General features: G+C 73.2%; 11 protein-coding genes and 1 pseudogene. 4 read left to right on the forward strand and 8 right to left on the reverse strand.

The annotated features are described in order from the left end of the window. Nucleotides 1–226: 226 nt before the first annotated feature. Nucleotides 227–1426, forward strand: coding sequence for a terpene synthase family protein (locus ABD361_RS04305; protein ID WP_344433321.1), 1200 nt, complete (start codon nucleotides 227–229; stop codon nucleotides 1424–1426). Here ABD361_RS04305 and ABD361_RS04310 read toward each other — a convergent pair. From ABD361_RS04310 to ABD361_RS04330, 5 genes are all read right to left on the reverse strand, one after another. Next, nucleotides 1309–2652 carry a cytochrome P450 gene (locus tag ABD361_RS04310; protein ID WP_344433322.1) on the reverse strand — a complete coding sequence of 448 codons (1344 nt, stop codon included), beginning with the start codon at nucleotides 2650–2652 and terminating at the stop codon, nucleotides 1309–1311. The genes ABD361_RS04305 and ABD361_RS04310 overlap by 118 nt on opposite strands. A 91-nt stretch (nucleotides 2653–2743) precedes the next feature. Beyond that, complete coding sequence (locus tag ABD361_RS04315; protein ID WP_344433323.1) at nucleotides 2744–3367, reverse strand: GTP-binding protein; 624 nt, start codon at nucleotides 3365–3367, stop codon at nucleotides 2744–2746. Continuing rightward, nucleotides 3348–3722: a DUF742 domain-containing protein gene (locus ABD361_RS04320; protein WP_344433324.1), complete on the reverse strand. Its 375-nt coding sequence runs from the start codon at nucleotides 3720–3722 to the stop codon at nucleotides 3348–3350. Before ABD361_RS04320 ends, ABD361_RS04315 begins: the two co-directional genes overlap by 20 nt. Beyond that, entirely contained in the window at nucleotides 3719–4105 is a 387-nt protein-coding gene (locus tag ABD361_RS04325; protein ID WP_344433665.1) for a roadblock/LC7 domain-containing protein, read from the reverse strand. Before ABD361_RS04325 ends, ABD361_RS04320 begins: the two co-directional genes overlap by 4 nt. 28 nt (nucleotides 4106–4133) lie before the next feature. Further along, nucleotides 4134–5645: an ATP-binding protein gene (locus ABD361_RS04330; protein WP_344433325.1), complete on the reverse strand. Its 1512-nt coding sequence runs from the start codon at nucleotides 5643–5645 to the stop codon at nucleotides 4134–4136. A 423-nt stretch (nucleotides 5646–6068) separates the two neighbouring features. Between ABD361_RS04330 and ABD361_RS04335 the strand changes: the two are divergent. Then, a pseudogene (locus tag ABD361_RS04335) lies at nucleotides 6069–8787 on the forward strand (ATP-binding protein). 29 nt (nucleotides 8788–8816) lie between these two features. Here the strand turns inward: ABD361_RS04335 and ku are convergent. Beyond that, entirely contained in the window at nucleotides 8817–9860 is a 1044-nt protein-coding gene (gene ku / locus ABD361_RS04340; protein ID WP_344433326.1) for a non-homologous end joining protein Ku, read from the reverse strand. A gap of 32 nt (nucleotides 9861–9892) precedes the next feature. Between ku and ligD (ABD361_RS04345) the strand changes: the two genes are divergently transcribed. Beyond that, on the forward strand, nucleotides 9893–10807 hold the full coding sequence (gene ligD / locus ABD361_RS04345; RefSeq protein WP_344433327.1) for a non-homologous end-joining DNA ligase: 915 nt from the start codon (nucleotides 9893–9895) through the stop codon (nucleotides 10805–10807). An 18-nt stretch (nucleotides 10808–10825) separates the two neighbouring features. On the opposite strand, the gene ligD (ABD361_RS04350) is transcribed toward ligD (ABD361_RS04345), so the two are convergent. Both ligD (ABD361_RS04350) and ABD361_RS04355 read right to left on the reverse strand, forming a co-directional pair. Continuing rightward, nucleotides 10826–11752 (reverse strand): non-homologous end-joining DNA ligase, encoded by a 927-nt coding sequence (gene ligD, locus ABD361_RS04350; protein WP_344433666.1) that lies wholly within the window; start codon nucleotides 11750–11752, stop codon nucleotides 10826–10828. 35 nt (nucleotides 11753–11787) lie between these two features. Further along, nucleotides 11788–12801 (reverse strand): PHP domain-containing protein, encoded by a 1014-nt coding sequence (locus ABD361_RS04355; protein WP_344433328.1) that lies wholly within the window; start codon nucleotides 12799–12801, stop codon nucleotides 11788–11790. Nucleotides 12802–12916: 115 nt separating this feature from the next. On the opposite strand from ABD361_RS04355, the gene ABD361_RS04360 reads away from it, so the two are divergent. Further along, the gene (locus tag ABD361_RS04360) at nucleotides 12917–14353 is read left to right on the forward strand and encodes an FAD-dependent monooxygenase (protein ID WP_344433329.1); all 1437 of its coding nucleotides are present in this window, start codon (nucleotides 12917–12919) and stop codon (nucleotides 14351–14353) included. Nucleotides 14354–14476: the final 123 nt, after the last annotated feature.

A 14476-nucleotide genomic window follows, 5' to 3' on the forward strand; every position in this document is an offset into this window, starting at 1 on the left:
CGGATCATGGGGAGAAATCCTCGACAACGGTGTGCAATATTCAACCGTTCCTACTCCCCTGGAAAATGCGTTTGGCTTGATGCGATCGAAAACGATCCGAACCGATCCTTGCGCTCCGCGCCGGAACCTCGTGCGCCGGTGGCGCATGCGGGTTATCCGCCCCTCGGCGTGGGCAGGTACCGCGCAAAAGCGGACAGGAACGCTGCAGTCGGCCTGGGGAGGCGGCGTGACACGCGTACGGGATCGGATCAAGGTCCAGCCCCTGGAGATCGTTCCTTTCTACTGCCCGATACCGCCCGCCATGCATCCGCGGGTTCGCGAGCTCGACCACATCTCCGTGGAGTGGATGCTGCAGAAACAGCTGGATACGTCGCGACAGCAACGCAAGCGACTGAGCCAGTGCGATTTCGGCGGGCTCACGGCCAAGACCATGCCCTACGGGCAGATGGGCCCCCTCAGCGTCGTGGCGAAGATGCACTCCGTGCTCTTCTCCCTCGACGACGCCCTGTGCGACGAGTCGCGGGCCACTGCCCACGGCCTCGCCCACGCCACATCGCGCATCATGCGCGTCCTGGAGGCGCCCTCGCCCGCGTGGCCCGACGACTCGCCGCACGCGGCCGCGCTGCGCGCGATCCGCACCGAGCTCGCCGACTACGCGAGCCCGCGGCAACTGCGCCGCTGGACCGAGGGCATGCGCGTCTACCTGTCGGGCCTGGTGTGGGAGGCGGCCTGTCGCAGGGACCGGGTGCTGCCCACCCTGAACGACTACGCCGCGATGTGGATGCGCGCGATAGGCATGGCGCCCTCGACGGCGCTCATGGACATCGCGGGCGGCTACGACCTGCCCGACCAGGAGCTCGACCGGCCCGAGGTCAGAGCTCTCACCGAGATGACCTGGACCCTCGTCGCATGGGACAACGACTTCTATTCGCGCAACAAGGAGATCCACCGTGCCGGTGACCACCTCAACCTGATCGACGTCCTCGCCCACGAGCGCGGCACGTCGCCCGCGAAGGTGCAGGCGGAGGCCATGGCGATGCGCGACCGCGTCATGACCTGCTTCCTGCGCCTGCGCGAACAGGTCTGGCGCCGCGCCGGGGTGGAGCTGCGCTGCTACCTGGTCGCGCTCGGCCAGTTCGTCCGGGGCCACCTGGACTGGGCGGCCTCCTGCTCCCGGTACGCCGACCCCCGTACGGTGGACGTCTCCGCCTGGTGGGCGACGCGGCCCTCGGACGACAGCACGGCACCGTTGCCCGTCCCGTCGATCGCCTGGTGGTGGGACCTGCTGGAACAGGACGACTACGACGACTACGACCGTCGCAGCCAGTTCGTGAGCGACCGCCACCAGGAGGACCTCCCGGCGGACGGCGCCGGTGCCCGCGACGGCGCCGGAATGACCACCGACTGCGCGGGGCTCCCGGTCTGACCGTCCGCGTCCGGCCCGGCGGTCAGCTCGGGCCGGCGCGGCCGGTGCGCGGTGAACCGCACCGGCAGCGACGTCAGGTGGCGTGACATCAGGGACGAGCGGTAGGTCAGCTCGGACTCCTCGACGGCGAGCGTGAGGTCGGGCAGTCGCAGCAGCAGGGCATCGATGCCCGTGCCCGCGATGGCCCGGCCCACGTCCTGCCCGGGGCACTCGTGCGCGCCGCCGCTGAAGGCCAGGTGGGCGCGGTTGCCGTGGATGGGCGCGTCCAGGTCGGGGCGCACGGCCGTGTCCATGTTGGCCGCGGCCAGGCCCAGCACCAGCGCGTCGCCCGCCTTGATCGGCTGGCCGGCGAGCTCGGTGTCCTGGGTCGCCCAGCGGCCCAGGATGGTGATGAACGGCGGCTCGTCCCACAGTACCTGCTCGACCGCGTCCGGCAGCGTCATGTGGCCGCCCGCCAGCGACGCCCGGAAGCGCACGTCGGTGAGCACCATCTTCAGCGTGTTGGCGATGAGGTTCGCGGTCGTCTCGAACGCGGCGATCAGCACCAGGCGCAGGTGCTGCTGCACCTCGTCGTCCGACAGGCCGGAGGGGTGCTCCAGCATCCAGGTGGTGAAGTCGGCACCGGGCTGCACGCGCTTGCGCGCCACCAGCTTGCGCAGGGTCTCCTGCACGAACTCGTTGCTCGCGACGGCCGTCTCCGTGCCCCTGAGCATGTCGCGGGCGGCGCTCACCAGCCGGGGGCCGTACTCCTCGGGCATGCCCAGCAGCTGCGTCATCGCCATCATCGGCAGGTGCTCGGCGAACTGGCCCACGAGATCGGCCGTGCCCGCCGCGCAGAAGTGGTCGACCAGCTGGTTCGCGCACTCGGTCACGTGCCGGCGGATGCCGCGCTTGTCGAAGCGCGCGATGCCGTCGTTGACGGCGCCCCGCCAGCGCTCGTGCTCCTGGCCGTCGGCGAAGACGCACACCGGCTGCCAGGTGGCGATCGGCGCCAGCGGGTGGTCGGCGGTCAGCCGGCCCTCGCGCATGTCCTTCCAGTGCCGCGAGTCCCGGGAGAAGCGGGAGGGGGTGCGCGTGACGTCCAGGGTCTCCCGGTAGCCCAGCACCAGCCAGGCGGGCAGGTCGCCGTGCAGCAGCACCGGAGCCACCGGGCCGTGCTCGGTGCGCAGCCGCTCGTACAGGCCGTACGGATCGGCCTCGGCCTGCGGGCCGTACAGCCGCGTCACCCCGCCGGGGCCCCGGTCGCCCAGGGCGTGGGCCGGGCACTGCGGCGGGGGAGCGGTCAGGGAGTCGGTGCTGGCGTGTTCGGGGGGTTGGTCACTGTGTCTCCGCGGAAACGGTGGTCAGGGTGTAGAGGTAGCGCATGAGCGCCATGAGCGTGTCGCGGCAGGAGGAGCGGTCGCGGGCGTCGCAGTCGACCATGGGCACGGTCTCGTCCAGGTCCATGGCCACCCGCAGCTCGGACATGGGGTACCTCGGGGCGCCGGGAAAGGCGTTGACCGCGACGACGAACGGCACGCCCCGCTCCTCCAGGCGGCCGATGACGTCGTAGCTGACCTCCATCCGGCGGGTGTCGAGCAGCACCACGGCGCCCAGGGCGCCCTCGAACAGCCCGTTCCACAGGAACCAGAACCGCTCCTGGCCGGGCGTGCCGAAGAGGTAGAGCACCAGCTGGTCGTTGATGCTGATGCGACCGAAGTCCATGGCGACCGTGGTCTCGGTCTTGTGCTCGATGCCGGCCAGGTCGTCCACGCCGACCCCGGCCTGGGTCATCGTCTCCTCGGTGGTCAGCGGCCGGATCTCGCTGACCGAGCCGACCAGGGTCGTCTTGCCGACCCCGAAGCCTCCGACGATCACGACCTTCACGGCCGCGGTGGCGGTGGCAGGAAGGATGTCCTCGCTGCGCGGCCCGGCGTAGCCGTCAGAGCTTTTGTAGTCCATGCATCACCGCCTCAAGGAGACTGACGTCGGGCAGCGCCGCCGCCGGGATCGGGGGCCGGGCCTCCACCCGGCCGCGGGAGAGCAGCTCGGTGAGCACGGGTGTCAGCGTGCTCACCGGGAGCTCGAGGTACGCGGATATCTCCGCCACGGACAGCGGGTAGTCGCACATGCGCACCACGGCGGCGTGCTCCGGCTGCAGGCCCGGGTCGGGCTCGCTGCGGGAGACGACCAGCGTCACCAGGTCCAGGTGCGGGGCGGGGGACTTGGCCTCGCCCTCGCCGCCCAGGATGTAGAGCCGGTCGGGGTTGCCGGGCGGCTCGGCGCCGGGCTGCCGGGGGTTCTCCGGTTCGCTCATGTCACCGACCCGCTGACCCGGGGCGGACTGGTCAGGTGGGAGCCGATGCGCGCCACCAGGTCGCGCATCTTCATGCCCATCAGCCCGGCGTCCACGTCGTCGTCGGCCAGCACGGCCAGGTAGGCCCCCGCGCCGGCGGCCATCAGGTAGAAGAACCCGCCGTCGACCTCGATCACCACCAGCCGCATCTCGCCGTCCCCGTGCGGGAACTCCGAGGCGATGGCGGTCGAGAGGCTCTGCAGGCCGGCGCAGGCGGCGGCGAGCCGGTCGGCCACCTCCGCCTCCGTGCCGTACTGGGCCATGCGCAGGCCGTCCGACGACAGCACGATCACGTGGCGGGTCTGGGGGACGCTGGTGGCCAGGTCCTTGAGCATCCAGTCCATGTTGAACCGCGGCTGCTGCGTCACTTGGCTACTCTTCCTTGTCTGACGGGATGTCACTGGTCGGCTGCCCGTCCTGCTCCGGCAGCTCTCCGTTGATGCCGCTGGTGAAGGCGGCCAGCCACAGCCCCGGCTGGCGCTGCGGCTCCTCCGCGGCGGGTGGCGCGGGCGCGCGTCCCTCGGCGGCCCGTGCCCGCTGCCGCTCGGCGGCCGCGCCCCGGCCGAAGGGCAGCGGGGCCGGCCCGCGCCGGCGACGGCGCTGGGGGAGGCCGTTGTCGGCCTGGGGCGGGGGAATGGGGTTGTCCATGATGGGCGAGGACGTCGGCTGCACCGGGATGCCGCCCGGACGCCGCTTCTTCTTCGCCGGCGGAAGCTTGGGGGCACGGGCGATGTCGCCACCGGGGAACCGGCTCGCGGTGATCAGCTCCGGCGGGATGACCAGCACCGCGCGGACGCCGCCGTACGCCGAGGGCCGCAGGGAGACCAGGAAGTCGTAGTCGTTGGCCAGCCGGCTGACCACCGCCAGGCCCAGCCGCGGGGACTCGCCGAGGTCGTCCAGGTCCAGGCCGCCCTCCTTGGACAGCACCCGATCGGTACGGCGGCGGGCCTCGTCGGTCAGGCCCACGCCCGCGTCCTCGATCTCGACCGCGATGCCGGACTGGATGTCCACGGCGGTCAGGTGCACCCGGGTCTGCGGGGGCGAGTAGCGGGTGGCGTTGTCGAGCAGCTCGGCCAGGGCGTGGATCACCGGCTCGACGGCCGGCCCCACCACGGCGACGTCCGCCACCGAGTGCAGGTCGATGCGCTTGTACTCCAGGATCCGGGACATCGCCCCGCGCAGCACGTTGTACAGCGGGATCTCGGAGCGCCACTGCCGGCCGGGGCGCGAGCCGCCGAGGACGGCGATGCTGTCCGCGAGGCGGCCGGTCAGGGCGTTGCCGTGGTCCAGGTGCAGCAGGTCGCCGAAGACGTCGGGGTTGGTGCCGTGCTTGTGCTCCATCTCCCGGATGTCGTAGGCCTGCTGGTGCACGATGGCCTGCATCCGGCGGGCGATGTTGACGAACGCCCGGTGGGCGGCGTCGCGCAGGGCCTCCTCCGCCTGCACCGCCTCGATCACGGAGCGGATCACGGCCCGGTGCGCGGAGGCGAAGGACGGCTCCAGGTCGTGGGAGGGGATCGTCGCCCTGACCACCTGGTCGGTGGGGGCGCCCCGGCGCATCAGCTTCAGCGCCTCGGGCAGGACCTCGCGGGCGAACCGCCAGGTCTCGGCCTCGTGCTGGTCGAGCCGGTGCTGCAGTTCGGCGTCGCGGTCGGCCTGCCGGCGGCGCAGTGCGGTGATCACCCGCCCGCGCCGGGCCGCCTCGGCGGCGGCCAGGGCCACGGCCACCGTGGCGGCGGCCCCGCACCAGGCCACGGGTGCCCGGGCCGCCGGTGTCACGGACAGGACCGCCGAGACCGAGCACACGGCCAGGACCAGGGGGGAGATCAGCCATATCAGCGCCGATGCGGGCCGCCTGGGAGCCGACGAGCCAGAACCAACCATCGAGATCCTCGGGAAACACTTGGTGCGGAACGTGGAAAGACTTCGGACGGAAATGCGGACAGCTTCGTGCAGCGCACGGCGGGGAGTGCGTACGGGAACAAGAACGGCGCTCCCGGGGCGGTGCCACAGCACTCGGCCGCGGCGGGCCGAAAGTCAAGACGGCTCGCTGCGCGACATGGAGCGTAGCCGGTCCCGTGGTGCTCCGGCGCGAAGTTGTCATATTCGCAGATCGGCCTGACGGGGAATTCGCGGCCCGCCATAATGGCCCGCACAGGGATATGCGAATGCGTTTCCGAACGCGCTGAATGGGCGTTCGGGAGGCAGGGGCGATCACGCTCACGGGTGGTCCTCCGGCGAACCCTGCCCCCGGGCCCGCCCACGGGGCTAGGCTCGGCCCACCACATCCTCCGGGGAGACATCGTCATGTCGGGGCATCAGCGTGAACCGAACCCATCTGCCGCCCTGTTCGAGCGGGAGCGCGAGCTCGCCGTCGTCGAGCAGGCGGTGCACGGCCTGTGCGGCCGAGGTCCTCTCGGGAAGGACCGGGAGCCCGGCCGGGACGGCGGGCTGCTGCTCTTCAGCGGCGAGGCCGGCCTGGGCAAGACGGCCCTGCTCAACGAGGCCCGGCGCATGGCCGCCGAATGCGCCTGCTGCACGGTCCTGTTCGGCCGCGGCAGCAAGTCGGCCGAGCAGGTCCCCTTCAACGTCGTCCGCCAGCTGCTGCAGCCCACGCTCGCGGCGATGACGCCCGCCGCACGGCAGGAGATGCTGGGCGGCTGGTACGACATCGCGGGGCCCGCCCTGGGCATCGTGCCGCCCATCGAGCGGCAGGCCGACCCGCAGGGCGTGCGCGACGGCCTGGACTGGGTGATCACCCAGCTCGCCCAGGGCGGCCGGCGGCTCGTCGTCGTCATCGACGACGCCCATTGGTGCGACCCCGAATCCCTCGGCTGGCTCACCTCCTTCGCCGTGCGGCTGGGCGAGCTGCCGCTGCTGCTGGTCCTGGCCTACCGGCCCGAGGAACTGCCCACCCACACCCCGGCCTTCCGCAAGCTGGTCGAGGCCAGGGGCGTGCGCCCCGTCGAGCTGCGGGCCCTGACCCCCGAGGCCGTGGCCGGGCTGGTGCGCGAAGCCCTCGGGCCGAAGGCCGACGACCCCTTCTGCCGCGAGGTGTGGGCCGTCACCGGCGGAAACCCCTACGACACGGTCGAGCTGATAGCCAAGGCACAGGACCGCGACATGAACCCGGTGGAGGAGTCGGCCGTGCTGCTGCGCGACCTCGGCGCCGCCGCCCGCGGCAAGGGCCTGGTCGCCCGGCTCGAACAGATGGGTCCTTCCGCCACCCGCTTCGCCTGGGCCGCGGCCGTCCTGGGCACGGAGATCGACGCCAAGCTGGTCACCGGGCTGGCCGGCATGGGTCCCTCGGAGGCGGCCGTCGCCGCCGACCGGCTGCGCGAGGCCCGCATCCTGACCGGTTCCAGCACCCTGGAGTTCGCCCACCCGCTGATCGCCACCGCCGTCTACCGGGCCATCCCGCCCGCGACCCGCACCGCCATGCACGGACAGGCCGCGTGGCTGTCCGCCGACGCCGGCCAGGGCGTGGCCGTCTCCGCCCGCCACCTGCTCGAAGTGCACCCCGACCAGGACCCCGACGTGGTCAGCCAGCTGCGCGCCGCGGCCCGGGAACACCTCGCGGTCGGCGCGCCGGACGCCGCCCGCCGCTGCCTGGAGCGCGCCCTGCAGGAGCCGCCGCCCGAGGAGGAGAAGGCCACCCTGCTGTACGAGCTGGGCTGCGCCACGCTGCTCACCTCGCCCAAGACCACCGTCAACCACCTGCGCAACGCCCTGGAACTGCCCGGGCTCAGCGAGGAGTTGCGCGTGGACGCCACCTACCGGCTCTCCCAGGCGTACGCGCACAACAACCAGCTGCGCGAGGCCGCCGACGTGGTGGCCGACCAGGCCTCCCGCACCCCGTCCGGCCCCGGACGGATGCGCCTGCAGGCCGCCCACTACATGTGGAAGGGCATCCAGATCGAGGAGGAGGACGCCCACGGCCGCTCCCGGCGCATCGCCGAGCTCGCCTGCCGGCTGGAGGGCCGGGACAACGCCGAGCGCGCCCTGCTGGTGCTGCGCGGCTTCGACGGCATGATCCGCGCCGAGAACGCCCTGCAGGTCACCGAGTTCATCGACCGCGCGCTGGTCGACGGCCGCCTCGCCGACGGCATGGGCTGGACCAACACCGAGTGGGGCTTCGAGATCCCCAGCGTCGTGGGCATCACCTACGCCTACTGCGACCGGCTCGACGAGGCCCAGGAGCTGTTCGACGAGGCCGTGCGCGCCTTCGAGATCTCCGGCTGGAGCGGCGCCCACCTGGCCTTCGCCCACGACTTCCGCGGCCTGGTGCTGCGCCGCCGCGGCGACCTCGTGGCGGCGGAGGAGGCGCTGCGCAAGGGTCTGGGCCTGGCCGACCGGCTCGGCCCGGGGCTGCCCATCCAGTGGGACGGCACCTGCATGCTCATCGACACCCTCCTGGCCCGCGGCAAGGTCGACGAGGCGCAGGAAGTGGCCGAGAAGAACTCCTTCTGCCCGCCCTACTCACCGGCCATCGTCCTGCCCGACGCCGCCTGTCTGGCGGGCCGGCTGCTGCTGGCGCGGGGCAAGGCCAAGGAGGCCGTCGCCGAACTGGAGGCGGCCGGGCGCCGGCTGGAGGAGCGCGGCAGGCACAACACCCTGTGGGCGCCGTGGGCGTTCGACCTCGCCGAGGCGCTCGCGCAGGACGAGCCCGAGCGCGCCCGGGCCCCTGTCGGACCAGGCGCTGCAGCACGCCAACCGGTTCGGCACGGAGACCGCCGTCGGAGAGGCGCTGCGCAGGTCGGCCGTCCTGGACGCGCCGGCGGAGCGCCTGGGCAAACTCGCCAGAGCCGTGCAGCACCTGCGCCGGGCGCCCTGCCGCTACGAGTTCGCGGCGGCCCTGGTCGACCACGGTCTGGCGCTGCAGGAGTCCGGGCAGCACGACGACGCGGCCGAACGGCTGCGCGAGGGCCTGACGGTGGCCGAGCAGTGCGGCGCGGACGGCCTCGTCGCCACCGCTCGTACGGCCCTGGGCGAGGGGGCCCCGGAGGACGCCGGGCCCACCGGCTGAGCACGCGCCCGGGGAGCGGGCCGGTGACGTCACGAGGCGCGCCGGCCCGCTTTCCTCGCCGTGCTGGATTTCGCTGGGGTGGATTTGGCGGTCGCGGATTTGGCAGTGGCGGATCCGGCGGCCTTCGCCCTGCCGCTCGCCGCCGTTTTCCGTGCGGTGGTGGATGAGGCCGTGGTCTTCTTGGCCGCGGTCTTTTTCGTTCCCTTGCTCGATTCCGCGGTCGCGCGGGACCGACTTCGATCGCTTGTTTTCGCAGCGGTCTTTTTCGTTGGCTTTTTGGCCCCCTCCTCCTTCCCCTCCTTCCTGCCCGCCGTGTCGATGGACGCCTGCAGCGCGGCCATGAGGTCGATGACGTTGTCGGGGGCTGCCGTGACCTTCTTCTTCGGTACCGGCCGGTGGTCCAGGTGCGCGTCGATCAGCTCGCGCAGCGCCACCTCGTACTCGTCCTCCAGGCCCGAGAGGTCGAAGTCCTCCGAAAGGGTGTCCATCAGGCTCGTGGCCATCTTCAGTTCCTGCGGCCGCACGGTGACCGAGTCCGGCGGGGCCAGGCCCTGGGTCTCGCGCACCTCGTCGGGCCAGTACATGGTGTGCAGCGTCATCACGTCCTCGTGGACCCGCAGCACCGCCAGCGACTCCCGGGTGCGCAGCGCGATCTTGGTGACGGCCACCCGCTCCGTCTGCTTCAGCGTCTCCCGCAGCAGGACGTACGGCTTGTGGGCGGCCGGGCTGTCGGGGGCGAGGTAGTAGGAGCCGGCCAGGTGCACCGGGTCGATCCGGTCGGCGTCGACGAAGGCCAGCACGTCGATGAGCTTCTTGCTGGGCACGGGCAGCTTCGTCAGCTCGTCCTGGGTGATCACGGCCGTGTGGCCCTCGTCGTCCTCGAAGCCCTTGGCGACGTGCTCGTAGTCGACTTCCTTGCCGCAGGAGTCGCACACGCGCTTCATGTGGATCCGGCCGCCGTCGGCGTCGTGGACCATGTGCAGCCGGACCCCGTGCTCCTGGATGGCGGCATAGAGCCGTACGGGAACGGAGACCAGGCCGAACCCGATGGCGCCCTTCCACATCGTCCGCATAGTTTCCACCCTTCGCGGGGAATTCCTACCTTATGCCCGCTTCCCCGGACAGGCAGGAGCGGCAGGTGGTGGAGGTCGAGGGGCACCGGCTGTCGCTCTCCCACCTCGACCGGCTGCTCTTCCCCGAGTCGGGGCACACCAAGGCGCAGGTGCTCCGCTACTACGCCGGGATCGCCCCCGCGCTGCTGCCCCACACCGAGGGGCGCGCGGCCTCCTTCGTCCGCGCCCCCGAGGGCCCCGGCGGACAGAGCTGGGTCGCCAAGAACCCGCCGAACGGCTCGCCCGCCTGGGTGCCCCGGGCCCCCGTCCGGCACCGCGAGGGCACCACCGAACAGGTGATGGTCGACAGCACCGCCGCCCTGATCGCCATGGTCAACCTCGGCGCGTACGAGGTGCACGTGCCGCAGTGGCGCGCCGCGGCCGGGCCGGACGCCCACGACCGCCTCGTCCTCGACCTCGACCCCGGCCCCGGGGTGGACCTGGTCGTGTGCTGCCGCGTCGCCCAGCGGCTGCGCCAGCTCCTCGCCGACGACGGACTCACCGCCCACCCGGTCGTCTCCGGCGCCAAGGGGCTGCACCTGTACGCCCCCATCGAAGCGGCCCCCGGCCGGGCCGCCGGCCACTACGCCAAGGCGCTGGCCACGCGCATGATGAAGGAGCACCCGGGGCTGATCGTGGTGTCCATGGTGCGGGCCGAACGGCGGGGCAAGGTCCTCGTCGACTGGTCGCAGAACGCCTCCGCGAAGACGACGGCCGCGCCGTACACGGTGCGGGTGCTGCCGGGACGGCCGGGGGTGGCGGCGCCGGTGACGTGGCAGGAGGTGGCGGCCTGCGAGGACCCCGCGGACCTGGCGTTCACGCCGGAGGAGGTGCTCGACCGCTTCACGGCGGACGGGGACCTGCTGGCGGGCCTCGCCGCGGACGAGGAGCGCGCACCGCTCCCGTAGGCGCCGGCGAACGGTCGGTCACGGGGCCAGATCCGTCAGGTCCGGTCGCAACCGGTGCCACGTCGGCTGCCGCAGCAGCCCCGTCGCCGTCCACCCCGTGAACGTCACCTCCGCCACCAGCCGCGGTTCGACGAAGTGCGCACCGCGCACGTCCACCGGCCCGGTGAAGGGCGACGTCGGGCGCGCCAGCACCGCCAGGTAGCGGGCCAGGTCGCGGCGTTCGTACTCGGAGAGCCCCGAGCCCACCGCCCCCGTGTAGCGCAGCCCCTCCGCCTCCCACTGTCCCGTCAGCACCGCCCCCGGCAGGCCCGTGAGGGCGCCCCGGCCCTCCGTCCAGCCGCCGATGACCGCGTCCAGGGTGACGAGGTGCTTGGTCTTGCGCCAGTCGGGTGAGCGCAGCCCCGGCGTGTAGGGCGACGACAGCCGCTTGGCCAGGACGCCCTCGAAGCCGCTGCCGAGCGTGGCCTCCCAGGCCCGCTGTCCGTGGCCCTCCAGGTGGGCCGGCGCCGACCAGGCGGGTCCGGCGAGGCCGAGCCCGGTCAGGGCGGTCCGTCGCTCGCGGTAGCCCAGGGCCAGCAGTGAGGCGCCGTCGAGGTGCAGGACGTCGAAGATCATGAAGTGCACGGGGTGGCGCAGGGCGAGCTCCGCCGCGCGCCGCGGGTTGAGCACGCCCATGCGCCGCTGGAGCAGCCCGAAGTCGGGGCGGCCGGCCTCGTCCAGGACCACCACCTCGCCGTCGAGGACGCAACTGCGACCGGTCAGCTGCTCGCCCAGGCCCTGGAGTTCGGGGTAGGTGCGGGTGGCGTCGTTGCCGGCCCGGGTGATCAGGCGCAGCGTGCCGTCGCCGGGCACTTCGGCGATGCAGCGGATGCCGTCCCACTTGACCTCGAAGCCCCAGGCGGCGTCCTCGCCGGGCGGGGGAAGCGGCCCGGGGGTGGCGAGCATGGGCCGGATCCGGGGGAGTTCGCGGGGGCTCGAGGTCACGTCGAGCCGGTCCAGTCCAGCAGGCGGTCCATCGGCCAGGTGGTGATGATCCGGTCGGCGGGGATCCCGCACTCCTCGGCCCGCGCGCAGCCGTGGATCTGCCAGTCGAGCTGGCCGGGGGCGTGGGCGTCGCTGTCGATGGAGAACAGCACGCCGGCGTCGAGGGCCCGGCGCAGCAGCCGCCGGGGCGGGTCCAGTCGTTCGGGCCGGGAGTTGATCTCGACGGCGGTGCCGAAGCGGGCGCAGGCGGCGAAGACCAGGTCCGCGTCGAACTGCGACTCCGGCCGTCCCCGGCCGCCGTGCAGCCGGCCGGTGCAGTGGCCGAGGACGTCCACCAGCGGGCTGGCGACGGCGGCGACCAGGCGACGGGTCATGCTCTCGGCGTCCATCCGCAACTTGGAGTGGACGGAGGCGACCACCACGTCCAGCTGTTCGAGCAGCTCCTGTTCCTGGTCGAGGGAGCCGTCGTCGAGAATGTCGCATTCGATGCCGGTCAGCAGCCGGAAGCCGTCACCGAGGCGCTCGTTGACCTCCGCCACCACCTGCAGTTGCTCGCGCAGCCGGTCGGCGGACAGGCCGCGGGCCACGGTGAGCCGGGGCGAGTGGTCGGTCAGGACGGCCCATTCGTGGCCGAGCGCCTTGGCGGTACGGGCCATCTCCTCGATCGGGCTGCCCCCGTCGGACCAGTCGGAGTGCAGGTGGCAGTCGCCGCGCAGAGCCGCCCGCAGCGCCTGGCCGCCCTCGGCGAGCGGGCCGCCGGCCTCCTCCTCCAGCCGGGCCAGGTAGCCCGGCACCTCGCCGCGCAGCGCCTCGACCGCAGCGGTCGCCGTCTTGGGTCCGACGCCCTTGAGATCCGTCAGCGTCCCCGCGTCCGCGCGGCGGCGCAGTTCCCCCTGCGGCAGGGCCGCGAGCGTGCCTGCGGCCGTGCGGAAGGCCTTGACGCGGTACGTGGGCGCCTGGCTGCGCTCCAGCAGGAACGCGATGCGCTCCAGCGCCTCCACGGGGTCCATCGCACCACCTCCACCCCACCACCGTGCGCCACCGGGCGGACGGACGCACGTGTTCGCCCGGTGCCCGGGATGGGCAGGTCACTCCTGCCGTTGCCGTCAGCGAGAGGAGAGCGGGATGAGCGAGGCTCAGCGCGGGCCCGGTCATGCGGGGGAGCGCCGGGCAGTGGTCCTCGGCGGCAGCCTGGCGGGCATGCTGGCCGCCGCCGCGCTGGCGGGGCACGCCGGGGAGGTGGTGGTCGTCGAGCGGGACGCGCTGCCGGAGGAGGTCCGGCCGCGCAAGGGCCTGCCGCAGGCCCGCCATGCCCATCTGCTGATGTCGGGCGGCGCCCGGGCGATGGAGTCGCTGCTGCCGGGCGTGACGGCCGGGTGGCTGGCGGCGGGCGGCCGGCGGATGCCGCTGCCGACGGCGCTGGTGTCGCTGTCCGCGCAGGGCTGGATCCCCCGGACGGGCGAACTGCAGTACGTGATCGCCTGCAGTCGTGACCTGCTGGACCTGGTCGTCCGCGAACGGGTGCGGACGCTGCCCGGCGTGCGGTTCGTCGAGCGGACCGGGGTGCTCGGGCTCACCGGCGACGCCCGGCAGGTCACCGGCGTACGGCTGCGGGACGCCGCCTCGGGCGAGGAGCGGTCCCTGGCGGCCGCGTTCGTCGTCGACGCCACCGGCCGGGCCTCGCAGGCGCCGCGGTGGCTGACGCGGCTCGGGCTGCCGGCGGTGCGGGAGGTCACGGTGGACTCCGGGCTGGTCTATGCCACCCGGATCTTCCGGGCCCCGCCGGGCTCGGAGGACTTCCCCATTGTCAGCGTCGCCCCGGAGCCGGGCACGTCCCGGCCGGGCCGGGCCGCGACGCTGCACCCCATCGAGGGCGGCCGCTGGCTGGTGACGCTCTCCGGCACCCGCGGCGGCGAGCCGACGGCGGTGAACGAGGAGTTCGAGCCCTTCGCCCGCACCCTGCGCCACCCGATCATCGCCGACCTCGTCGCCGCCTCCGAGCCGCTGACCGACGTCCGCCTGACGCGCTCCACCGTCAACCGGCGCCGCCACTTCGAGCGGCTGGACGCCTGGCCGGGCGGCTTCGTCGTCACCGGTGACGCCCTGGCCGCGTTCAACCCGGTCTACGGGCACGGCATGTCGGTGGCGGCCCTGGGCGCGGTGGCCCTGCGCGGGCTCCTGCCGGACGGCGGCCTGACCGATCCGCGGCTCGCGCGCCGGGCGCAGCAGGCGATCGCCCGTACGGCCGAGGCGGCCTGGTCCATGGCGGTGGGGGAGGACGTGCACTACCCCGGCGCGATCGGCGAACGACCGCCGGCCGCGGCCCGGCTGCTGCGCGGATACGTGCAGCGGATGATGCGCACGGCCACCGTGGACGCCGTGGTGACGCGGGCGCTGATCGACGTGATGACCCTCTCCCGGCCCCTGCCGGCGGTCTTCGCGCCCGCGGTGGCGCTGCGAGTGCTGCGCGGCCCGACGGGTGCGCCTCCGGCCGGGCCGCCGATCACCTCCGCCGAGCTGGCGGTGGCGGGCCTGACCCCCGCGGACCCGGCACCCCGCTGACACGGCGCCCCGTAGGGGCGCGGGGAACTGCGCGACAAGCCACGACGCACCCGCAGACGAACTGCAGGCCGTCGGTGACCGGTCGCGCCCACGCGGCGGCAGCCGCAGATCGACACTGTCCCG

Source organism: Streptomyces luteosporeus, from assembly GCF_039532865.1.
GTDB lineage: Bacteria > Actinomycetota > Actinomycetes > Streptomycetales > Streptomycetaceae > Streptomyces > Streptomyces luteosporeus.